General features: G+C 30.2%; 22 protein-coding genes. 2 read left to right on the forward strand and 20 right to left on the reverse strand.

Annotated features, from left to right (window positions below; all coding sequences use genetic code 11):
* Positions 1 to 11: 11 nt before the first annotated feature.
* From KPL55_RS05910 to KPL55_RS05990, 19 genes are all read right to left on the reverse strand, one after another.
* Positions 12 to 332, reverse strand: coding sequence for a hypothetical protein (locus KPL55_RS05910; RefSeq protein WP_216305775.1), 321 nt, complete (start codon positions 330 to 332; stop codon positions 12 to 14).
* On the reverse strand, positions 319 to 576 hold the full coding sequence (locus KPL55_RS05915) for a hypothetical protein (protein WP_216305776.1): 258 nt from the start codon (positions 574 to 576) through the stop codon (positions 319 to 321). Before KPL55_RS05915 ends, KPL55_RS05910 begins: the two co-directional genes overlap by 14 nt.
* Positions 577 to 1,971: 1,395 nt before the next feature.
* A complete protein-coding gene (locus tag KPL55_RS05920) occupies positions 1,972 to 3,009 on the reverse strand; it encodes an acyltransferase (RefSeq protein ID WP_216305777.1) in 1,038 nt (345 codons plus the stop codon).
* A gap of 268 nt (positions 3,010 to 3,277) precedes the next feature.
* Positions 3,278 to 4,444 (reverse strand): Coenzyme F420 hydrogenase/dehydrogenase, beta subunit C-terminal domain, encoded by a 1,167-nt coding sequence (locus tag KPL55_RS05925; RefSeq protein ID WP_216305778.1) that lies wholly within the window; start codon positions 4,442 to 4,444, stop codon positions 3,278 to 3,280.
* 54 nt (positions 4,445 to 4,498) lie between these two features.
* The gene (locus KPL55_RS05930; protein ID WP_216305779.1) at positions 4,499 to 6,028 is read right to left on the reverse strand and encodes an oligosaccharide flippase family protein; all 1,530 of its coding nucleotides are present in this window, start codon (positions 6,026 to 6,028) and stop codon (positions 4,499 to 4,501) included.
* A gap of 456 nt (positions 6,029 to 6,484) precedes the next feature.
* Positions 6,485 to 7,582: a polysaccharide pyruvyl transferase family protein gene (locus KPL55_RS05935; protein ID WP_216305780.1), complete on the reverse strand. Its 1,098-nt coding sequence runs from the start codon at positions 7,580 to 7,582 to the stop codon at positions 6,485 to 6,487.
* 196 nt (positions 7,583 to 7,778) lie between these two features.
* Complete coding sequence (locus KPL55_RS05940) at positions 7,779 to 8,753, reverse strand: glycosyltransferase family 2 protein (RefSeq protein ID WP_216305781.1); 975 nt, start codon at positions 8,751 to 8,753, stop codon at positions 7,779 to 7,781.
* Between the two features lie 86 nt (positions 8,754 to 8,839).
* Positions 8,840 to 9,772: an O-antigen ligase family protein gene (locus KPL55_RS05945; protein WP_216305782.1), complete on the reverse strand. Its 933-nt coding sequence runs from the start codon at positions 9,770 to 9,772 to the stop codon at positions 8,840 to 8,842.
* 450 nt (positions 9,773 to 10,222) lie between these two features.
* The gene (locus KPL55_RS26295) at positions 10,223 to 11,929 is read right to left on the reverse strand and encodes a GT-D fold domain-containing glycosyltransferase (RefSeq protein ID WP_216305783.1); all 1,707 of its coding nucleotides are present in this window, start codon (positions 11,927 to 11,929) and stop codon (positions 10,223 to 10,225) included.
* On the reverse strand, positions 11,922 to 12,056 hold the full coding sequence (locus KPL55_RS26300) for a hypothetical protein (protein ID WP_281418808.1): 135 nt from the start codon (positions 12,054 to 12,056) through the stop codon (positions 11,922 to 11,924). The genes KPL55_RS26295 and KPL55_RS26300 overlap by 8 nt, the downstream gene beginning before the upstream one ends.
* A gap of 21 nt (positions 12,057 to 12,077) precedes the next feature.
* Positions 12,078 to 13,127: a glycosyltransferase family 2 protein gene (locus tag KPL55_RS05955; protein WP_216305784.1), complete on the reverse strand. Its 1,050-nt coding sequence runs from the start codon at positions 13,125 to 13,127 to the stop codon at positions 12,078 to 12,080.
* 11 nt (positions 13,128 to 13,138) lie between these two features.
* A complete protein-coding gene (locus KPL55_RS05960) occupies positions 13,139 to 14,215 on the reverse strand; it encodes a glycosyltransferase family 4 protein (RefSeq protein WP_216305785.1) in 1,077 nt (358 codons plus the stop codon).
* Between the two features lie 11 nt (positions 14,216 to 14,226).
* Positions 14,227 to 14,808, reverse strand: coding sequence for an acyltransferase (locus tag KPL55_RS05965; protein WP_216305786.1), 582 nt, complete (start codon positions 14,806 to 14,808; stop codon positions 14,227 to 14,229).
* Positions 14,809 to 14,993: 185 nt separating this feature from the next.
* On the reverse strand, positions 14,994 to 15,122 hold the full coding sequence (locus KPL55_RS26305; protein WP_281418809.1) for a hypothetical protein: 129 nt from the start codon (positions 15,120 to 15,122) through the stop codon (positions 14,994 to 14,996).
* A 67-nt stretch (positions 15,123 to 15,189) separates the two neighbouring features.
* Positions 15,190 to 15,390: a glycosyltransferase gene (locus KPL55_RS26705; protein WP_216305798.1), complete on the reverse strand. Its 201-nt coding sequence runs from the start codon at positions 15,388 to 15,390 to the stop codon at positions 15,190 to 15,192.
* A 244-nt stretch (positions 15,391 to 15,634) separates the two neighbouring features.
* Positions 15,635 to 16,759, reverse strand: coding sequence for a glycosyltransferase family 4 protein (locus KPL55_RS05975; RefSeq protein ID WP_246599316.1), 1,125 nt, complete (start codon positions 16,757 to 16,759; stop codon positions 15,635 to 15,637).
* Between the two features lie 115 nt (positions 16,760 to 16,874).
* Positions 16,875 to 17,894, reverse strand: a complete 1,020-nt coding sequence (locus tag KPL55_RS05980; protein WP_216305787.1) for a radical SAM protein — start codon at positions 17,892 to 17,894, stop codon at positions 16,875 to 16,877.
* A gap of 55 nt (positions 17,895 to 17,949) precedes the next feature.
* The gene (locus KPL55_RS05985) at positions 17,950 to 19,134 is read right to left on the reverse strand and encodes a glycosyltransferase (protein ID WP_216305788.1); all 1,185 of its coding nucleotides are present in this window, start codon (positions 19,132 to 19,134) and stop codon (positions 17,950 to 17,952) included.
* Between the two features lie 114 nt (positions 19,135 to 19,248).
* Positions 19,249 to 19,917 (reverse strand): sugar transferase, encoded by a 669-nt coding sequence (locus KPL55_RS05990; RefSeq protein ID WP_216305789.1) that lies wholly within the window; start codon positions 19,915 to 19,917, stop codon positions 19,249 to 19,251.
* 572 nt (positions 19,918 to 20,489) lie between these two features.
* On the opposite strand from KPL55_RS05990, the gene KPL55_RS05995 reads away from it, so the two are divergent.
* On the forward strand, positions 20,490 to 21,935 hold the full coding sequence (locus KPL55_RS05995; RefSeq protein ID WP_216305790.1) for a right-handed parallel beta-helix repeat-containing protein: 1,446 nt from the start codon (positions 20,490 to 20,492) through the stop codon (positions 21,933 to 21,935).
* A 155-nt stretch (positions 21,936 to 22,090) separates the two neighbouring features.
* On the opposite strand, the gene KPL55_RS06000 is transcribed toward KPL55_RS05995, so the two are convergent.
* A complete protein-coding gene (locus KPL55_RS06000) occupies positions 22,091 to 22,237 on the reverse strand; it encodes a hypothetical protein (RefSeq protein ID WP_216305791.1) in 147 nt (48 codons plus the stop codon).
* 88 nt (positions 22,238 to 22,325) lie between these two features.
* Between KPL55_RS06000 and KPL55_RS06005 the strand changes: the two genes are divergently transcribed.
* Positions 22,326 to 23,474 (forward strand): right-handed parallel beta-helix repeat-containing protein, encoded by a 1,149-nt coding sequence (locus KPL55_RS06005; protein WP_216305792.1) that lies wholly within the window; start codon positions 22,326 to 22,328, stop codon positions 23,472 to 23,474.
* Positions 23,475 to 23,597 lie beyond the last annotated feature (123 nt).

Genomic DNA, 23,597 nt, shown 5'->3' on the forward strand with positions numbered 1-23,597 from the left:
GCTCTCCTTTTTTATTTATATTCCTTACAACTATACTCCCTATAAATCTTTCTCCTTTCAACCTCAAGTTCACTCGCTTGTTTGCCTAAGATTTTAACATCATCATTCTCATCCCATGAATGAAATTCGATCCTTTCACTCTCACCCTTATCACTTGTTAGTGCATCTTCAATTAACATCATCATCTCAAGACAACTTCGGAAATGTCTTGTTTGCTTTCCATTAAGCCACTTAATCGTTCCTTGCCAGCTTGTATTTTGCCTGTATTCTATCTTTACCGAAAAAGATGTAGCTGTTTCTAAAAAGATTTCATCGACCTCATTTATGTTCATAATGCTTACCACCCTTTAAATATATTGAATTCACCTCTATCACCCATGAACGGAACTCGTTGGTGGGTAAAGAGAATTGCACTTCATTTAATTTTTCATTTATTAGTAAGATCATCTCAATTAAACTTCTAAAACACCTTTTCTGACCAGAATTACAGTGCTCTATTTCCCCTTGTATACTGGTATCATTATTAGCTATGATATTTAAGGTAAAGTCTTCTGATTTATTATCATTCATCTCCATAATCAATTCCCCTTAATGTTATTGCTTTGTAATGACTATAAGGAAATATTACCATGTGGCGGTCACAGCTTAGTCCTTCTCTACTCTCATTTAAGTCCTCAACTAATCATAAAATAAACTTAACTCAATCACTGCTCAGTCACAAACAAAACAAAAAACGCAAAAAAAGCATAACTTTTTAAATTATGCTGACCATATTTTTATTCTCATACTATGTATTTATTTAAATTATATTCAAATAATTTTTATGGTTTTCTTTTAGGAAAAGCGTGATGCCTTTCAAATTTTTCGGCAACAGCTTCATAAATATATTTTACCCCATAACATAACCAAACTACTATCAATATTGGAAAGAACAAAAAAAGTCTTTCATAATTAGCCCCCTCGTACAATTTCACATACTATTATTATAATTCAAACTTCCCCTAATTAATAAATATATCGTGAATAAACCTTATCACTTTAGACTTATAAAATTTTTTAATAAAATAGAATACTTTTCAATCCCTTCCTCTATTCTCATTTTATCAATAAATTACATTTTTTTCTATACACATAGTATAATAAATTCAACACCTTAACATGAATGGAGAAAAATTAATGCCTAAATACACCACCCACATTTACTAAAATTCCTTTTAATTCCATTATTGATATAATTTCTAAAATAGCTGACTTATCTTCTTTTAAATAGAGTAATAATTCACCTAGATTTATAGGATTCTCTTCTATTTTTGTAAGTATAACTTTTTCTAGTTCTGTTAAATCATCACCTATTGGTTCTGCATTCTCTATTTCACTTATTATATTGAATGCTAATTCATTTCACATTATTTAATTAATATAATTCAATAAAATTATTTTTAACAACAAAAACCACCAAAATTATATCTCTATTAATTTCAGTAGTTTTCTCACGCTGGCTGTCGCCAAGTTTTTTTGTCACTATTTTCTCCAAAAATTTATTATCTTTTCAATACAAACTCACTTCTAATTAATCCGCATGAAATGTTCCATTCTCGCCTAGCTTCCGCATGCCTATTTTATGCATTCCCACAAAATAGGCTGCTGACACGAACCCTTTACATAATTGTCATCGTTAGTTGGCAGTTTCTGTTTGCTAATAAGTTAATACTTCAGAGTTGCTAAGAGATTACTGGAAGTTAGCTACTTGCTATTCAATCATCTAGACTTTTCATACCAACTTTTTCTCCCTTAATTCACATTAGATGTTCCATCTTCGTCTAGCTTCCAAATGACTCACGTGCCAAACATTCCCAAGGGTCTGACCCCTTTCAGCGTTTGGAAGTGAAACGGACAAGCTCTGTTGCTAATATCAACCTTACGGCCCAACTCCAATAAATAGGTTAACGTAGTGAATCCGATTATTCGTCACTAAAACCCTAATATCTTTCTTGAATATTTTTTAGGTATTATTTTTTTTACAACTACAATTCCTAAGTAAGAAACTATTAATGTTATTAGCGCAAACATAATTGTTATATAAAATGGGTATGAATGTGTTTTTAAAATATATGCTCCAATTTTGCTTACAATCATTAATATAAATATATGAATTAAGAATATCCCAAATGAATTATCTCCAATCTTAACTAAGATATCATTCGCTTTAGCATGTCTAATTCTACTTTTACTTCCAATAAAAACATTAATTAAGAAAAAGGTACATACAAGTGAACTTATCTTTAATTGAGATTGTGCAAATCCGAATAGTTCGAATTTACTGTTCAATATTTGTGCCTCTATAATAGAGGCAACTAAAAATACCACATATAATTTAATATTAATTTTTATATTACTACTAATTTTCGCTTCCTTTTCCGGTTTATTTCCAATAACAATTCCATAATAATAAAAACTAAACCACATTACAAAAGGTAAAGCGTAATACATTGAACTCATGATATTGATTTTAAAAATAATCTGTATTATATAAAATTGAACCAAGAAAACAGGTGTAATAAACCATAACAATTTACTTACAGCATTATTTCTCATTACTTTAGTTACAATTGGTGTAATTAAAATGAGCTGTATCATTACAATTATAAAATAATATGGAGCTACTACCTGACCCATAAGTAAGCTTATACATATTTTCTTTAGATTAAAGTTATACGAATTGCTAATAAATATAATTGACAAAATAGACCAAACTAAATAAGGTATCGTTATTCGTATTAGTCTACTAGTAATAAAGTTTTTTATGTTTTTTACATTTATAAATTTTGATTGTTTAATAAAGTAACCTGAAATAAAGAAAAAAATCGCTACTGGAAAATTAATAAATTGTCTAAGTATTAAAATAATATTGGTATCACCTTTATAAGTCATACCTAATGCGTGAATTAGAACAACTGCAATTATTGAAATGCCCCTCACCTTTTGAAAAAATAAGTCTTTATTTTCCATTTATTAAATTCCTCCTTATTTTAATAATAATTATAACATTAATGAGAGTTCAAATCATGAATTTTAAATTTCATCATGCTAGTTTTGATATTTTAAACCATATATTTGTTTCATAACATGCATATAAATTATCTGAATCTGCTGAAAAATAATCCTTAATCCCTCTTATCGTTTATAAAGTTAAAACATTTACAAAAGTACATAAATTCTGTAAAACAGATTTTTTACTAATATATGGATGAATCAAGCATACTCTATTTGTTGGTTGCTAATGTACTAATTTTCTTTTAACCTTAGACAGAATAGCTCTTATTTTTCTACAAACTCTTTTTGGAAAGCTAATTTTTGTGTATTGCAATATTAATTTACTTATATCGCCAGAATAAGAATTTAACTTTTCAAAGAATTTATCTCTGTTAGGGTTGTATTTTACAGATGTTACAGCAGATGGGTTGTATTTAATAGCTTCATCTAGGTCAACTTTTTCTACTACCATTTTATCTTGTAACTCTTCAAATACCTTATTTCCTTTAGTAGAATTAACTAAAATAAGTGATGTCCCCTTATCATCATCAATCTCAGGTAAAATATTCTCTATGCCCCAAAAATCAGCAATAGTTATATCACTTTGTCTATATATTGTTTTAAAACTACAATAATAACAAGAAGGCCTGAGATATAGATTCTGCAAAAATCCTCGCATATACATATCCTCTGTAAATATATTCTTATACTCTGTATTATTATCGAATGATAACTCTAGGTTGTATAGCTTCCAACCGGCATCCTTGCGCCGAAATGCAATTTTTTTTATTTTCGCGCCATACCTGTCTTCAATACCTGCTTTATACCTTTTGAATACCTTCGGTGATGGTACCCCATGACAAACTATATCAATGCATAACAGTTTCTCATACTCTTTTCCTAAATATGAATAAAGTCCTCCTATTTGGCAAGGTGTTCCTGTATATAATACTGGTATGCCCTTGTGAAGAAATTCTTTTGCTTGTTTATAAGTTTCTCCGATTATGCTCTGTTCATACTTTGAGCCACGGTACTTTGCTAAGCCTTCAATAGTTATTGCATAGCTATGTACCAGTTTAAGCTCGTCATTATAAGCAGCACCAAAAACAACTCCACCACTGTTAATTGTGTTTTCCCCAATTATTGTAAACACTCCACCTGATGAACTTTCTAACCTTATATTCTCATTTTTATTTATACAAGCATAGGCAATTGGTGTATGCTTTGAGCTCCATTTATTTATAATAGGGCACACTTTCTCACATAAGCCACAGTCTATACATTTTACTACATCAACTTGTGGGTATAAAAAACCTTCATCGCCCTCAACCATTGCTATACATTGTTTAGGACAGGCATTAGCACAAGCTCCGCAACCAGAACAACTTTGTTTTTGCTTTATTTTAATCATACCTAATAACCATCCCCCATGTTTTCCTAGTTAGTTATAATATTCTATAGATTATTAACCTTTTAATCCTAATTTTCTAGATATTTTTATAAAAGGGACCTTAAATAAGTTCTTCTCATAAGTATTCATTCCCATAAACCACATTAGAGGAATATAAACTACTGTAAATATCAATCCTCTTATTAAAATAGATGAGTACCCACTGCTAGCAACAAAATAACTTATAAAAAACGCAAAGCCAAAAGCGATAACAACTGGTATAGTCATTATGAATATTTCTTTCCAAAATCTTGGAATATCCAAATTTATTTTTTTGTGATAATAAATATTAATAATAATGATGTTTCCTATAATTAGGCCTATAGATGTTCCAATAGCACATCCTATTCCACCATATATTTTGGCTAGTGGTATGCTTATACCAATATTAATAACTGCAACTAGAATATAAACAATAGAACGAAACTTTTGTCTGTTTTTCGCCTGTAATATTGTAATGCCTAAATTTTGTATTAGAGGCACTGTCACTGGTACAATTAATATAGCTGCAATATAAAATGCCTCACTGTAATTTTTTCCTGCCCATATATTTACAAATTCTTGTCCTACAAGCAAAAATCCACCCAATATATATGCCATAATGACATATTGAATTCTTCCTATCTTAATAAATGTATCTGAGAATTCTTTATCTGATGCATTTTTTGCAACCATAGCAGTTAATCTTGGTAAAAACACGCCTGAAATCGCAGTCGAAAAGGATAAGTAATACGTATTGATCTGTGCTGCAACAGAATAAACTGCAACTGCTACAGTACCCGCTACAGCGCCTAAGATGAATTGATCAGCGCTCCAATTTATCTTATCAACAATCATACCTAAAAATATATAAGATGAATAACCAACTATTTCACTAAGTATACTAAAATCAAACCTTTTAAAATGGATCTCAATTTTTAACTTAGCAAAACAAAACCACATGTTTATTAGTAAACATATAATATTTAAAATAGTTATAACTATTACCATCCCTATTGCTCTATAACCTAGTAGTAATAGGGGTAGCATAATGCATGGATTAATAATAATCCTAAGGATATTTATAACTTTGGAGAAAACGAATTCCTCATAAGCATTCATAATTGAACTAAATATACCAAGAGGAAATGATATAGCTAAGTTGAATACAAGTAATGTAATTAATGTTTTCGCTGTTTCAATTTCTGATAACGACATCTTTGCTCCAAATATATTTTGAGTATTAAAATACAATATCATACCTGCCACAGCCGTTATTAAACCTATAATAGTATATAGTATCAAAAACATACCGTTTAGATTATATTCATTTTCCCTTTGATTTAATGCCCTATATTTTGCAGTATACCTTACAATTGCATTACCAAAACCAAAATCAAGGATAGTAAGATATCCTACAACCGATGCTGTTAGCGAATATAATCCAAATTGTGACTGACCCATTAATCGAAGCATAAATGGTGTATAAGCTATACTTATAACGCTACTTAAAAAAAGTGAGGCATATGATAAAATTGCTCCTGCCTTAAGTTGTTTTTTTTTCAAAATAAATTCTCCTTATCTTATATAAAATAATAAATCATCACGTCTATTAATATCATATTTATAATCGTTCACAGCCACCGCGGGTCCTTTGCGGACCATCGGTTCGCCTTGACTCTTAAAATTAGTGATATATATGATTACCTGCTCCTGCTTTAAGCTGATTTCTCTTAAAATAAGTTGTCCTCTTTTCTATATATTTAAAGATTCTTTTAATTAACCACACTTTGTTCTTTATTTTTTTACACACAATCTATAACATATTTTTTAGTCTAAAAAGCTTGTCTACTGTACCATTTTTATTAAAACGACTATTTTCTTCATCTTAAACCTAAAACCTTAATCAGTACCATTCTAGTAAAAACGGTAATATTAGCATGGCTATTTTACTAAAAAATAGTCCTATAATATTTCTTGTTGTATTCTTTGTAAGTTAATTCTCATAATTTTTACAACAAATTATTCTAAAGACATCGCTTTTTTCAAAAATGTATATGCTTTTTCACGTTCTTTTTCCAAAGCCTGATAAGCTTCATGATAATCACATTCAAAAATCTGATTTTCTTCTATCTTACCTGATATCCGTCTTTCTAGGTGTAATTTACTAAGCAATGTTATAATACGAGAACCCATATTTCCCATACCTTCCTGTTCTCTATTCATCACTAAAAATGGTTTAGCAAATAAAATTGAAAATGTTGTCGCATGAAAACTGTCTGTACAAATAAGTGCTGCATGATCAATTAAATCCAAAAATTCATCTGGTCCTGCTGTATAAATCTCTCGATACCGAATATCTAATAAATCATATACTTCTAAACCATTTTTATCTGCAATAGACTGTATATATTTTTTTCTTTCCTCTGACTGATCCCCTAAAAAATACTTTAAAATATACGATTTTTTTTCCCTTTTTCTAACACGGGCTTTTTTGGAAATCTGACGCCATGTATCTGCATTTAGCATCATAGTTGGATCAATTAATACCTCTACATCGCGTCCAGTTAACTCCTTAATTATTTTGGCGCCAGCATCCTCTCGAACAGAAATAGCTTTAAATTTTGATAATTCCTCAGCAAAACATTTTTTCCATTCCTCCGGAAGCTCTGATACCCCAAAAGAAGCAGCATAGCTAATACGTTTTTCTGGAGTTGCAAATGTTAATAGATAATTATTAAACAAGTTTGTTTCCAAATAATTAGGATTCCAAACTTGATCACTGCCTACAATATAATAATCAAATTTATCCATTTTAACATCACAAAAGCTATTATTTTTATCAACATAAATCTTTTCTAGAATATATTTTCTAGTAAATTGTTCAAACAAAGTAAAACGCACAGAAGCAGGTTTCTTTCTGTACAAAGTCTTTGGTAATATGATACTACAAATACGACGTATTTGTTGTTTAAAACGCTTATGTACATTCATATCAATTCTTACCCTCAAGGATTTAGGCTCTTGGTTCATTTGCAATAAAACTTGCTGAACCGCATAGTTCTGTAATCTATTCCCAATATTGCTAAAATCCGTTATTGTTATAATTGCAGTTTTCATTATTATTTCTCCAATCCTAAACTTAAATTTTATTTTATATTAGCTTAATCTATGAGTCAATGCATAATCTAGTATATAATGAGCTATGTATCCGGGCTGACTGTGAAACTCTATATGTTCGAAGATGTTCATTAATTTAATAATCCTATTACTAACACTTATATATTATCTTTTCTATTAACAATGTGCTAAATTTTCACTTATTGCGTCTTATCGTATAATATATTTTCAATAAATATTTTGTCAACTTATGATTATGATAATATAAAAAAATCAAATTTCCTTTAATACTTTTTCGCAAATTTTTATTGTCGAGATATTCAAAATACTCTAAAAATTTTTCATTAAATTTACTCAACTGATTTTTTGAAGAAAAACGTACATTCGCTGCAATAGCACCATATATTCCATCACTCAACTTTTCTTGTGCTTGTGCATATAAATGTGAATCAATGTTTTTACAAATATTACAAACATATTTAGCCGTTACAAGATAATCCTTATACTTTTCTATTAATTTCATAGACATTGTTACACTATTAGCTTGGTATCTATAATAATATCCTGCATACGTTATTAATGAAATGTTTTCACATTCCATAAAGAAATTTAAAATAAAATGTGTATCTTCCGAATATTTCAACTCAACAAATGGTATCATTTTTAGTATATCTTTCTTAAATAACTTCGCCCATACATTATACACGTAACGCTTACCCAAGAAATAATCTTGCAGTATATCTTTTTTGTCTAAAATAACAGCGTCATGCTCAATGCAAATATTTTTCTGTTCCTTAATATCACAATCAATACAATTACAACAAACTACGTCTGTATTTCTATTTTTCATCGCTTTATATAATATCTCCAAATATTTTTCATCTATATAATCATCACTATCAATAAATGATATATAGTCCCCTCTTGATATCTCAACTCCATTACTCCTAGCCTTAGCCACCCCCGTATTAAATTGATGAAATACCCTTACACGTGAATCATTTTTTGCATATTGTTCACAAATTTCACCTGAGCGATCAGTTGACCCATCATCAATTATAATAAGTTCAAATATCAAGAATGATTGATTTAAGATACTTTCTATGCAAGCCTTTATGTATTTTTCACAATTATATACAGGAACAATAACACTTATAATTACTTTTCCCAACTTTTTAACCCCTTTCTAATTTTAATAATTTTCACCATAGTTAACATTGATATTTAGATTTTCAAAATAAATTTTAATATGTTTTGCTAACTTACCTTTGATTTCGTATTACTAATACAAGTTGCATAAATCATAGCAATCCAAATTAAATAGGAAGTATTCAATGTAACTTCAACCGAAGATAAAAGAGAATATACATAAATCATTACAACAGCTGGAAAACAAAAGGTACTTCTAATACTATACTTTTCACTTTGTTTGAATACCAAATAAATCAATATCAATAAAAGACATGTTGATATGATTCCTTGTTCCAAAATACATTCTAGCAATCCATTTTGTGTATTGACTGCACTAATTAGTCTTGTACAAACTTCATAGCTACTACCAAACCCATAACCAAATAAAAACTGATTTTTTAACATACTAAATAAACTAGTGTAAATGTTCATTCGACCCGTTAATGTAATACTTTTATGAAGAACATTCTCAATAAAATATTGTACATATTGATTTGACAAAACATCTGAATACAAGAATAAAAAGGAAGAACTCACTATTAAGACAAATAATATTGTATTAGCTTTGCATAGCATTTTTTTAGAGAAGATAAGCAAAAGTAATAATAAAATTAACCCTATCATACCTGTAGAGCAATTTACAAATATAGTAATTCTAAATGTTAAAATTGATAATACTACAAAAATAGATTTTTCATACAATTTAAATTTTTTTTCAATTTTACACTTTTGTACAAATAGAACTATTAGCTGTAAATGAAGATAAGAAACATTAAATTTATTGCCAGTCAAATAATAACCACCATATTGCATATATAGATTTGGCATAGTAATCATTATAATATCAGTCAATATTATATAAAATAATGTTAATTTATAAAAAGTTTTGATAATCAATTCCATATGACCTTTTATAGACATATATTCAAAAACAAAAAAAATCTCTGCTATTATAACAACATATACTATACCACTAAAGAAAGTATTACGCATATACATAGTATTTGTATTTATATACGCCGAGAATAAAGTTAGGCATAAATACAGCAATAATATAATATTAATAATTTTGGGTTTAATATTTAGAATATATTTATAGTGGAAAATTAAAAATATACCTACCAATACTATACATATATATTTTATTGAATCATAACTACTAATATATGATAATCTAATAAATGCTATGTGATATATTAAAAATAAAATTAATCCTAATTTGACAGTTTGTTTCGATGATCGAAGTTCCATTCTTATATACATTCCTTTCTACACAATTAAAATACATAAAAAAAAAGTTGGTTTTACGCAAATTCTTTTTTATTTTGTCGTTATTAAGATACTACTATACTACAAATCCTAGCGAGGTTAAACTGATTTTCTTGAGATCTGGTATATGCCCTTTAATAAAAGGCTCCTATAATATCTAGAATTCTCCACTATTTTTTTCTACAAAATTACTCTATCTATTATAGAATCTAAATATTCTTTATCTTTATCATAAAGATCTGAACATTCTCTAATTCCACTTTCGTTTACATACTTACCTTCTATTTTTTCCCGTAATATTGCATGATGCAAATACCAAACATATTCAACATCTACATGACCGATATCCACAACTTGATATCCCTTTTCACACATATCCGCAGCCAAAATAGTTGCTGTAGGACCAAGAGCAGCTAAAATTAATTCACCATACTTCACATGACGTACGATTGAGTCTTTTATTTCCTCATATTTGCTGAGTGCATTTTCAGCTGGGCAAAGTATACGTTTTATTGATCTAGCATTGCAAAATAAATCGTTTCCGATTCCTAGCTTTGTTTTTTCACCTTCAACAATCACAATATCCCGATTGTTCCAAATTCTTTTTAGATTTTCAAAACTTTTCCTACTAAACTCTCTGTCATGATAATCAATATACGGTCTTGTGATACTCGCATTACTATATGTTTTATTTTGATCAATAAATGGAAGCATCTTGCCAAAGACCATGCCTTTTATTATCTTCCAGTGCATCCGTGCATATAAATTACACTTCCGCGCATCTATGATTCCGTATGGAATTCCAATTAACAAATTAGGATTATCTGACTGGAAAATATTTCGCAATGCTTCTCCAAGTTCATATGTATTCTCTTGAAACGAATCAATTTCTGTCCCAAGCATCCACATGAATTCTCCATCACCAAATCTGCTTAAGGACTTTTTCTCATTGACGATTTGGTCTACAGTCATAACATCGTCATAAAACATTATTTTGGGGTATTTCTTTTTTCTCATTTTCCAAGACACCCTTATATATTCGGGCACCGTTTGCACAATTGAATAGTAATACACTAGCTGATTCGGTAATAAGTTTTTAATTTTCTTCTTTATATTCGTAATCCTGTAAATTCCATTATGATGTTGTTGCATAACAACTTCATATTTACCATCAAAACAGTATTTCAGAAATTCCTCAAAGTTCAAAAACGAGGCCTTATAATTTGAAAGAAATTTACAGCTTTCTTTATAATTTCCGCATAACCGCATCTTTTTATCAAAAGCTAAATTCAGCGAAGAGATGTTTTCAAAAATCATAAAATATTCATGGAAAATTTCAACAGGTGGCATTTCTCTAAATCGGTCAAAATAGCTAACTGCCAGTTGTTTTGCCTCTTCTATCTGTTTATGTTGCCTCTTTTTATAAAATTCTTCAACACTCATGATGTATTTTGCAGGATTTCCCGCATAAACACTATTATTTTTACAATCTTTTGTGACCACACTTCCAGATCCAATTATAACGTTATTACCAATATTGACTCCGCGAATAATGATTGCATTCATTCCGATAAATACATTGTCACCAATTTTGACCTTACCTGCTGCTCCTAGTATAGCCCCTGGGAGTTCAACTGAATTTAGCAGTTTTAATACTGACCAAGAATAATCATGTGTTAATATAATAACTCCTTGCGTAATCCTGACATGATTTCCAATTTCTATATTCCATGGATATTGTACATCAATAAGTGTTTTAGTCGGAGAATAAATTGTGCAATCACTCCCTATTGTCATCCCCAGCGACTTCAAATAACGAATATAAGTTTCTGATGAATATTTATTTCCATATATAATTCTTTTGAGCATTTTTTTTATACTATACACTCATTTTACCTCCTCTTTTGCAGCCTTTATTAAGCAGCTCTCTTGTAATAACATCAAGAAACGTATTTGGATATAATGTTTTTTCATAAGCTAAACATTCTTTTAATTCTTTTTTTGTCTGAATCAAATTATCACCATCCTTAACAAATTAACTTTTTGAATTTTGTGAATGTACCAGTAGCATAACAATCAATATGCATTTATAATATACAAACTTATCAAAAAGTTTTCTTTGTACGCTGTGCCATTCTGGTTTGTATAATTGAAGTGCAGAACGGAGTTGGGGTGTATTGCATATTTGTTTGATTTTATTATATGAACTACTAAAACCATTTTCTTTTATCGCAATCACCTCCATTTTCAAACACGCCACTGTAAAATCAATTAATGGTGCTTTAATTCTAAGTAACACTTCATCATTATACCCTTTTAAGATGCACAATTTTTCTAACTCATTATAGAAAGCGATTATTTTTTCAAATCGATCTGCTTTATAAGAAGTGGTAAGTGACCCCTCATTTTGACAGTAGCAATAATATGATTTTGGAATAACTATAACACTATTAATATTTGAGAAAAGATAAGCTAATGAATATACATCTTCTGCAATGTAGTCTCGTTCTGAAACAAATTGAAAATTTACTTGTTTTAAAGTAGATGTTTTATAAATTCTACACCATGCACTCATGTTTAAGCCATTTTCATATTTGCTCCGTGGATTAGAGGCTATAAGTTCTGGTAAATAACAGTTTCTAACTTCTGCTCCTTCATAAATGAGTTTATCTAGTTTAGGTATGTATTCTTTCACATTTTCTCCATTAGTACCAATTACTTTATGCCCTAACTCAATAATATCTGCTAAGCCATTTATTAAAATACTATTAACAACATCCTCAATTAGATTCATTTCAACATAGTCATCGCTATCAAAGAAGCAAACATAATCTCCAGAAGCTATCTCTAGGCCAGAATTCCTTGCATACCCCAATCCTTCATTTAGCTTATGTATAACCTTTATTCGATTGTCCTTTAGCTTCCACTTTTCACACATTTGAGGACAATTATCTGGTGAACCATCGTCAATTAGAATTATTTCAATGTTTTTATATGTCTGATGAATCAAACTATTAATACATCTAGTAAGATATTTTTCAACTTTATAAATGGGTACAACAATACTTATTAATGGATATTTCATCACAACACCGCCTAATTTACATCAAAACTATATATATACGTAAAAAAATCTTCTATCTCATTAGCCATAATCATCTCATTACAAATATCATTCAAATGATTTACTGCAGTTCTTCCAATAGTATCTGATAAAGCTCTTGTATCATTTAATAAAATAACCATCTTATTCTTACAATCTTCAATATTCTTCGGTTCATAAAAAATTGCAGTTAATCCATCTTCCACATAATCGACTAGGCTCGGCACTTTTGCCGCAATAACACATTTACCCAACGCCATTTGCTGCATTAATGTCATTTGTCCATAAGAATAATTAAACGACTCAAGTGGCAAAACGCAAAACAAGGCATTATAAACCTGATTAATCAAATCATTAATTGGAACGAAAGGAATCTGCTCTACGCCTTTAATATTTTTATATTTCTCATAAACTTTACCTACCAATCTTAACTTCTTATCTGTATTAATTTGTTGATAAGCCTTAACTAGAGTATCCCAATCTCGTTTTGAATACCCGACGCAAAGGATATAAGAATCTGCATCTTGCTTCTTAACCAATGCATTCGATTTAAAGAAACCTAAATCAGTTCCAAACTTTATAAATTTTGATTTATCTATAATCCATGGAAAAAACTTCTTATAATAATCAATCTGACTGCTAGTGTGATAAATAACTCCATCAATTGATTTACTGGCAAACTGCATTAATTTTAATGTAAAACCAGATTCCCCGGCACTATTAAAAGAACCAATATCAAAGACGATATGCTTAGCTTTTGTATTAAACAGCTTACGCCAAAGACTCAATAGCACTCCAGACTGCATTCCGTGTGAAACAATAAGATCATATTTCTTAAGTTTTGAAATTGCCCTAAGTGTCTGAATTATATAAAATCTTATCTTGTTCTTTTCAAAGTTCTCAATCCATTTGCAGGAATGAATATCTATAACGTCTACTTCAACATTTTCTTTAAAGTAGCGATAGAACCAATATGACTCGCCTTTTATGTAATAGTCAGGAGGTTGCTTGTCACGTGGCTTTTTATTTGTATATTCAACTTTCCAATTAACAAGCATTAATATTTTCATGATTTCCCTCCTTATTGAACATATTCCCATTTTGAAGTTTCTGAATTAAATTGTTTTATTACTCGACATGGTGCGCCGACAGCAACACAATAGTTAGGTATGCTATTTGTTACTACAGAATTTGCTCCTATTACAGAACCTTTACCAATAGTCACATTGCCCACAATCACACTATTAATTCCTATATAAACATCATCTGAAATTTTGACTCTATTATCCGTTTGGCAAATGCCCTGATGACTTACTGGAATACCTATCTGGTCATATCTGTGGTCGCAATCAGTTATATAAACGTTGGGAGATAACAGCACATTGCTTCCAATGTCTAAGCAATTAACAATAGATATTCTACACCGTTCGCCAATTTCCGTACCACGTCCAATATTAATTCTAGCTTTAGAACCACACCACAAATCGACTTCTGGTCTAATAATTACGCATTCACTCAACATTATATTTTTACCGCCCTTAATATTTGCATGGTTTCCTATATAAATGGACTTTCCCCCACGAAAAATTTTGGCCTTTGCACCTCTGATATATCCTAAAAAATATTTTATTGACGACTTTAAATCATTAACACTATTTCCCATGTTAAGTTATCTCCTCTGCACTTTGGTAATAAACTTATTCTCTATTAGAATGTACTTACCATCAATAAAGATTTTCTTTTTTAACCCACCAAGCTGGTACCTAGATACATTTATGCATCTCTAATCTTACTAAATATGTAGTTAATAATCCTGAGATTAAAGTAAGCTATGAGCCATTAATATTTTCATATATGCATTCGTTCTAATTCATCTAAACACTCATCAACTACGTCTTTCCAAGAATAATATTCTTTAATAAATTTAATTATATCCTCTGGGTTATACTCTCTTGTTTCTGCTATAATTAAATTCATCTTATTAACTAAATCATTAACATCAGCTTTCTTAAATGAATAAAATTTTCAATACCAGCTATAACTTCTAATTTTTTTTTATATCAATTACTAAAACTTTCTTACCGTAACTCAATGCCTCTAATAAGGTTAACGGTATACCCTCAATATCCGATGGAAGAACATAGAACGAGCACTTACAATAAAGTTCAGTTAGAAACTTTCCACCAACATTTCCTTTGAAAATTATATTTGCATTTTCATCTGCTAATCTGATTAATTCTTTTATTTAATCATCACTAAAACTGCTTCTACCACTAACTTATTTTAAGTCATTTTTATTGCATAGACTTCATGATAGCGTAGAATATAATAAAGACAATCCACAAATTGCTTATCAACCTTTATATGGGCTACATTCAAATGCTCAAATATGTTTTTCCTCGCCAGTATAAAATAGTATTTATTTTTAAATCCATTGTATAATAATAGCTTTTTTTCTACTATATTGTTCCACTTATATTTTCTCATATTTATACAGATTTATCAAACTGTTTATATTCATATTTATCTCCTATGTATGATTTAATAGTATTTCGTACAACATTATTCCAGCCAAAATATTTTTTTACATATTCTAATTGTAATTTATTATCATGGTGTTTTTTTGAACGTAATATCTCAGCTAACTGTTTTCCCAAATCCATCACATTCCCATATTTAAAAGTCGTTGCATACTTTTTAGCAACTTCACAGTTCTCCTCAATATCACTAACTAAACAACGACATCCATAACTCAAAGCCTCTAATAAGCTTAACGGCATACCTTCAACATCACTTGGAAGTACATATAGGTAACAATTACTATACAGCTCTTCAAGCTCTTTCCCTTGTACAAAACCTGTCATTATTACTCGATCATCATTCTTTGCCATATTTTTAATTTTTTTTACGTAATCATTTGAATGACTCGAAGCACCTGCAATAACTAGTTTCTTATCTGTATCGATATTTTTAAAAGCTTCCAATAGATAATGAAGTCCCTTTTCCGGAACCAATCTTGCCAAAAATAATATGTAGTTGTCTTTCGTCAAGTCATACTTTTTTGTTATTATATCAGTTTCTTTACCATCCACAATGTTAACACCATTAGGAATGTATTGAGTATCTCTACCGTATGTATCCAAAAAATACTGCTGCACATTTTTAGAAAGTACAATCACTTCATCCGCGTATTTAGCAGCTATCTTCTCTCCAAACTTCAAATAACTTGTTGCAAATCTGCCCCATTTGGCACGTTGCCAATCAAGTCCATGTATAGTTGCAACAGTCCTTATATGAAACAAATGTGGAATCCACAACATAGCACATGGCCCTTCTGCGTGATAATGAATAACATCATACTTTCTAAACAATGCTTCAATTGTTGCTAAAAATGAATACACCAATGCATCCAAGCTCTTTTTATTTATAGTAGGTATAACAATTATCCTAGTGCCTTTGTAACCTTTTCCAGTCTTTACTTTTTTATAATAGCGGTTATAAATATCCACATGATGGCCTAATATTGCCATCCGTGTTGATAGTTCTTCAACAACTATCTCTACCCCACCCTCCCGAGAAGGAATCCTTTTATGCCCTATCATTGCTATTTTCATACACAAATCCCCCACTTATTTTGCATGTCTAATGTAACCCCACTACATACTACCAAGACACTGCCTTTTGATTTCTCCACCAGTTTCACTAGTATCCCATTAGTGAATTACTGTATTATTTTTTCTCAGCTACTTTCTGTATGAATTTATTTTCACTTAATCTATACTTATTGCCCATGAAGAACTTATGCTTTATAATCCACCAACCTGGTACCCAAATTCTCTCTTTCATAGCCGGTGCTACACTTCCAATCATCCAGCAGTTTTTCTCACAATTTTTAACACACTCTCTAACCTGTGTTGCCTGGTCAGAGTTCCAAATTTTTTCCCAAGAATTTTCATGAAGATTACCCATTGACATCTTCTTAGTCATACCATTACAAGGAATAACATCTCCAAATGGATCAGTAAAGAATGCACTACTTGCCATATCACAAGGAAGTAATCTTGGTTTGTTATAGATATAGTTAATAAGCCCATGATTAAAATAAGCTCTTGCCCATTTCTTTGGAGATTTCGATTTTAATAGTTCATTAATTAAATCTTCAAACGCCTTTGAAACTTTATATTTATCATCAATTTTATTTGTCGTTTTTCTAAAATAGAATGAGTTGTGCAACGTAGCAGTTGCAAATTCCATATTCATTTTATCTGCCAACTTGTAAAGTGGTACTAAATCGTTACAATTTATATCTTGAACAGTAGTACCAAACCCAACATCCTTATGATCCATTTCTACTAATTTTTTCAGAGTACCATAGCCCCTGTTAAATCCATCCGGAATACCACGAATTGTATCGTTAGTTTTCTGTAACCCCTCAATACTGATACGAATGCCAACCTGCGGGAATTCCTCACATAGTTTTATAATTCTATCAGTGAAATAACCATTTGTTGAAATTACAATACGATCTGTTTTCTTATACAAAAGTCTTACTATATCATGTATATCCTTTCTAATGAATGGTTCTCCACCTGTTATATTCGTAAAAGCCATCTCAGGTAATTTCTCTAATGTTTCCAAATCAATTTCTTCCTCCGGACGCGTTGGATCCTTAAAACAATCGCACATAGTACAATGAGCATTGCATCTATAGGTAATAATAATTGATCCATATAATGTTCTCTTAGCCATTCGATCTGTACCTTCCTTCTCAATTCAATTTTATTTAAGTATGACTCCTTTTAGATTAACAATTTTTATATATTGTAAGTAGCTGCTCGGAATAATCAAAAACCGTATTGAAATTGACATTCAAGCAGTTCTTACTAAATTCTTCACATATTACTTTGTCATTCCATAGAGTAAGTATTTTATCCTTCAAATCATCAATATTACCACTTTCAAATAGTAGCCCAGTCTTCCCAACCTCTATAAGCTCAGGTATACCTCCGATATTTGCCCCAATGACAGGGGTTCCATACATCTGTGACTCCATAACTGAGAACGGGCAATTTTCATACCACTCTGATGTATAAAGTGTAAATTGCGCTTTTCTAATTATGTCTTCTAAAGTTTGTCCATGTTGAAAACCAATATTTTTTATGTTTGTTATTCCAGATAATTCTTCTTCCAAAGGCCCACTTCCCGCAAAAACAAACTTTATATAAGGTAGTTCTTTACAAACCTTTATAAGATTCTTTATGCCTTTTTCTTCTGAAAATCTACCAAAATATAAAATGTAATCTTCCTTTACAACCTCTTTTGCTTCAACTAAATCAATGAAGTTATGGATGGCGACAGTCTTACTTTTTAAATCTTTATTTGTAACTAATTTTCTCTCTAAGAACTGACTTGGACATATGATTTTATCAATCTTTCTGTAGGTATGTAGCATTTTATAAAGCGTTGCTTCCATCATTCCGAGAATACTTTTCATGACGGATCCATGGACACATTTATTTTTTAAACAGTTAGCATAATTGCCATCAAGGCACTTATTACACATACCTTTTGTTTTCAAATCATACAGCATATGATTTGGGCACACCAACTGATAATCGTGAGCAGTAAAAATAATTGGTAATTTATCCTTTTTTATTTCATAAATTATCGATGGCGTAATCTGAAAGTTAAAATTATTTAGATGAACAACATCAGGCTTAAAGTCATTTAGAACCTGTCTGATTTTCTTCCTTGCTTCAAATGAATATATGATTTTAAAAGGATATATTAATTTCGTAAGATAGTTCCCGTGAAAGTTCATATTGCTAGTATAGCTACCAACTTTATTACCAACAATATTTCTCTCATCTTCCATTCCAAAATACTGTACTTCATGTCCAATTGATGTTATGTATTCGCCCAACTTAAATATATATGTCTCTGAACCTCCGTTGGGGTAGAGGAATTTATTAACCATCAATATTTTCATCTCATAACCACCTCTACTTAATAAGTAATACTAATTCTTTTCAGCAATCTATATGATTTCTATATATCCAGGATACTCCCAACTATACATTTTCATTTTTCAACCACTCAACCCTTACCTAGCCCCCTCATCCCCAAACAAAACTCCCACCGTTTTAAATATAAGTTTTATATCTACCCATGTACTTCTATCCCCAATATATTCAACATCCATTTCCATCCACTCTTCAAAACCAACCTCACTTCTACCTCTCACCTGCCAATAACAAGTTAACCCTGGTTTTGCAATTAACCTTCTTTTTTGAAGAGATGTAAACTGTGCTACTTCTTTGGGCAGACTTGGCCTTGGTCCAACAAGGGCCATTTCTCCTTTTAATATATTAAATAGCTGAGGCAACTCATCAATACTTGTCTTTCTTATAAATCTTCCTATTTTAGTTACTCTAGGATCTTCTTTAATTTTAAACATAGGTCCTGTCATTTCATTGTTTTTTTGCAACTTGTCCAATTGGCATTCTGCACCCATACACATAGACCTAAATTTATACATTTCAAATTCCTTGCTATCTTGTCCAATTCTATTTTGGGCAAAAATTATAGGTCCCTTTGAATCGAGCTTTATCCAAATACCAACAATAATCATCGCTGGGCTCATTAAGATAATTCCACATAAAGCACCTATAATATCAATTATTCTTTTAATTATAAAATATCCTATATTTTTGTTATACTCACGGGTTATCTCTACCTGTGTAACTCTTGAATTTCTTTCTAATTCTTGCATTTATGTGCCACCCCCTTTTTCATTGTCAAAATACTACTTACCCCCATCAAACTTACAAACATTTTTTTAATTTAATTTTAATTTCTACAAAATTTACTTAATTTTATTATATTACTTTGTAAATTTTTTGGCAACATTTTAAATGACCAATTTACTTCCTTAATATCCACATCCTCCAAAATACAACCCCTCCTTAATTATTGCAAGGTTTTGGAAATTGTTTTTTAGAACTTTAACCCTTTAAACACTTATATACCAGCGGTTTACCATTCAACATCAGTCGACTAAATACGAGTTTTTTTACAACCAAATTATTTTATATAACTAAAAATGATTATTTTTTCTTGTTTTCTTATATGTAGTTAAATTTACTATTTAATATGTAGTTAAAGATATACTATTAAATAAAATATTTTAATAAATTTAGAAAAGACTATATTTCTTTAAAAAGACAAACTATAAACTGTACAATCCACAAAATTAATTGAGGAAAATCTAAAGAATAAATGATTATTACCGATAATGTTTAAGAATGGTTAATCATACGCTCAACTCAAAGGAAGTGAACTAAAATGTTAAAAACAAATTTCAAGAAAAGTATAACCGCAATTATAATATTAATTTCTATAGCAACTGTTACTTACTTTATAATTAATTCAAATGCTGGTAATTTGACATCACAAAGTGATGATTTAACAACAAATGTTGTCGATTCAATAGCACCTAATGATCCTTCAATATTAAATCCTTCTATTACAACGGTTACTCCTTCTGTTACACAAGTTGTAACTAAAAACCCTACTATAATAGATGCTCAAAATTATAATTTGGATATAACCGGTAGAACAGATACCTCCGCACAACTTCAAACAATGATGGATTCGTTGCCAAAGGGTGTTTCCATTAAGTTACCAAAGGGTACCTATAAAATAGTAAGTATTGTTAAGTTAAAAGACAATATAACTATTATTGCTTCTAATGATGTAATATTTAGAGGCGTTGCTTATAACACTTTATTTTCCACAGGTAATAATAATATTTTTCAGGGTATATCGTTTCAAAATTGCGCAACAGCTTTAAGAGTTTTTCATAAAAATGGACTTGAGGTTATAAACTGCCGATTTACAAGTAACATCAAGTTTTCAGCAATTAACTTTTATGGAGCAAGTGACTCCTCAGTAATAAATTCATATTTTGCTGGCATTCGAAAATATGGAATTTTAATAGATAACGATAGTTCCGATATTACAATCGATAACAATAACTTTGATAATGCTGAAGTTTTTGGTGGTTATAAGAAAGAACAAATAGGTGGTCATGTTTACTGTCTAAATGGAACTAATATTAAAGTAACAAACAACATTTTAAAAAATAGCGGTGGGCAAGGTGTAATATTCGGTTACAATTCAACAACTGGAAAAGGTACCACAAACTCTGTTGCAAGCAATAATAAATGTGAAGGCAATGGTCAGGAAGGTGCCACAATTTATGGAGGTAGCAAGAAAGTAACTAGTGGAAATTCTATTATTAATAATACCAGCAAAAACAACAGATTTAATCAAATAGAAGTATGGCAGTCTAACAATAACATTGTACGTGGCAACACAGTTGCAGAGTCAATAACTGGAATTGGCAACTTGGGAGCAATATGTCTGTTTGATACAGCTGGAACAACCGTTACTGGAAACAACATATTATCAGCGCAGAATAATGGTATTGCAATTATCGCAGGAACAACGAACACCACTGTATCAGACAATTATATAGCTGATACAAATAAGAAAAATGATATCAATACACCAGAAATGGGTAATGGAATATTACTTGATTGGAATGGAAAATCTGATCCAAAGTATATAACAATAACCAGTAATGTAATTAGCTCAAGTAGTGCAATTATAGATAAAAGTGGAGTATATTCAACTTCTAAAAGCAATCATAATAATGAAATAAACAATAACATAATAACAGGTTATACCTATGGAGTTAATTGGTATGCTCTATTAACTTGTGGATGATAAACTACTACAAAAGCTGATACTATTAGACCTAATATAATAGATACTGTAACTTATAAATTGATGAACATTGTTAAAACAAAGGGTAATATAACCATAATTGCTTCTAATGATGTTATAATTACCTAGGCAGGTAATTATACTTTAGGACCGAATTAAGAGGAGTGATTTACTATTATAAAAAATAACATTAAAAAAGGAATAACAACGCTAGTTATATTAATTTCTTTAACAAATGCTAGTTCATTTGTAACTGGTACAAGCGTTGGTGACTTAACAGCAAATGCTACTGAGATAACCACAAGTTCTTCTATTGAAACTATTATAGATGCTGAAAAGTATAGCTTAGATACAACAGGAGTAACAGATTCTTCAGTCCAATTTCAAGCAATGATAGATTCATTGCCAATAGGTGCTAAAATAACCTTACCTAAGGGCACATATAAATTGGATAGCGCTATTATATTAAAAGACGGTATGAAATTAATTGCCTCAAATAATAATGTAAAAATTAAAGGAACAGGTAATAACATATTATTTTGGACTGGTAATGATAATACATTTCAAGGAATAGAATTTCAAAATTGCGGTACGGCAATAAGTGTTTTATATAAAAAAGGACTTAGTGTACTAAGCTGCGGGTTCACAAGTAACATTAGTTATGCGGCAGTTAATATTTATGGAGGAAGTAATTGCTCTGTAAAATATTCATATTTCTACGATGTACATAAATTTGGAGTTTTAATTGATAAAGATAGTTCCAATATTACAATTGATAATAACAATTTTAATAACGCAAAAGTTTTTGATGGCAATGCCTTTGAACAAATAAGTGGTCATGTATACTGCATGAATGGAACTGATGTTAAAGTAACAAATAATATAATAAAAAATAGTGGTGGACAAGGAATATTTTTTGGCTATAATTCAACAACTGGAAAAGGCACAACCAATTCCGTTGCAAGTAATAATTTAACCGAAGGCAATGGACAGGAAGGTGCCACGATTTATGGAGGCGAAAGCAAGGTTAGCAGTGGTAATTCTTTTATAGGCAATACATCTAAAAATAACAGATTTAATCAAATAGAGGTATGGCAATCTGATAATAACCTTGTAAGTGGCAACACAGTAGAGGAATCACTTGCCGGCACTGGCAATTTGGGAGCGATATGTCTGTTTACTACAACAGGAACAACCGTTTCAGGAAACAAAGTACTATCAGCGCAAAGTAATGGTATTAACATAACCGCTGGCAGCTCAAATTGTCAAATAGCTAATAATAACATAGCAAATACAAATGTGAAAAATGATATTGATTCTTCAGAAAAAGGTAATGGAATATTACTGGACTCAAATGGAATATCTCAACCTCAATATATATCAATTAAATCAAATAAAATTAACTCAAGTATTGGAATTATAGGTAAAAGCGGTATCTATTCCACTTCTAATACTAATCAGCATAACATAATAGATACGAACGCAATATCGAGTTATAAATATGGACTTCATGAGTATGCTGACATGACACGAGAATAAGAATAAATATGCAATCGAATAGAGGCTAACAATTAAAATGTTTCGCCCCTTTCACAACACCCTACGTACCGTTCGGTATAAGGCGTTTCATTAGTTTACGAATTTAACGTGGTTATAATAATC

Source organism: Clostridium lacusfryxellense (genome assembly GCF_018861735.1).
GTDB classification, from domain to species: Bacteria; Bacillota; Clostridia; order Clostridiales; family Clostridiaceae; genus Clostridium_AD; species Clostridium_AD lacusfryxellense.

Coding starts and splice junctions, on each gene's coding strand:
- KPL55_RS05910 (WP_216305775.1), bottom strand. CDS start 332: ATGAACATAAATGAGGTCGATGAAATCTTTTTAGAAACAGCTACATCT.
- KPL55_RS05915 (WP_216305776.1), bottom strand. CDS start 576: ATGGAGATGAATGATAATAAATCAGAAGACTTTACCTTAAATATCATA.
- KPL55_RS05920 (WP_216305777.1), bottom strand. CDS start 3,009: ATGGAAAATAAAGACTTATTTTTTCAAAAGGTGAGGGGCATTTCAATA.
- KPL55_RS05925 (WP_216305778.1), bottom strand. CDS start 4,444: ATGATTAAAATAAAGCAAAAACAAAGTTGTTCTGGTTGCGGAGCTTGT.
- KPL55_RS05935 (WP_216305780.1), bottom strand. CDS start 7,582: ATGAAAACTGCAATTATAACAATAACGGATTTTAGCAATATTGGGAAT.
- KPL55_RS05945 (WP_216305782.1), bottom strand. CDS start 9,772: ATGTATATGCGTAATACTTTCTTTAGTGGTATAGTATATGTTGTTATA.
- KPL55_RS05955 (WP_216305784.1), bottom strand. CDS start 13,127: ATGAAATATCCATTAATAAGTATTGTTGTACCCATTTATAAAGTTGAA.
- KPL55_RS05960 (WP_216305785.1), bottom strand. CDS start 14,215: ATGAAAATATTAATGCTTGTTAATTGGAAAGTTGAATATACAAATAAA.
- KPL55_RS05965 (WP_216305786.1), bottom strand. CDS start 14,808: ATGGGAAATAGTGTTAATGATTTAAAGTCGTCAATAAAATATTTTTTA.
- KPL55_RS26305 (WP_281418809.1), bottom strand. CDS start 15,122: ATGAATTTAATTATAGCAGAAACAAGAGAGTATAACCCAGAGGATATA.
- KPL55_RS05975 (WP_246599316.1), bottom strand. CDS start 16,759: ATGAAAATAGCAATGATAGGGCATAAAAGGATTCCTTCTCGGGAGGGT.
- KPL55_RS05980 (WP_216305787.1), bottom strand. CDS start 17,894: ATGGCTAAGAGAACATTATATGGATCAATTATTATTACCTATAGATGC.
- KPL55_RS05985 (WP_216305788.1), bottom strand. CDS start 19,134: ATGAAAATATTGATGGTTAATAAATTCCTCTACCCCAACGGAGGTTCA.
- KPL55_RS05990 (WP_216305789.1), bottom strand. CDS start 19,917: ATGCAAGAATTAGAAAGAAATTCAAGAGTTACACAGGTAGAGATAACC.
- KPL55_RS05995 (WP_216305790.1), top strand. CDS start 20,490: ATGTTAAAAACAAATTTCAAGAAAAGTATAACCGCAATTATAATATTA.
- KPL55_RS06005 (WP_216305792.1), top strand. CDS start 22,326: ATGATAGATTCATTGCCAATAGGTGCTAAAATAACCTTACCTAAGGGC.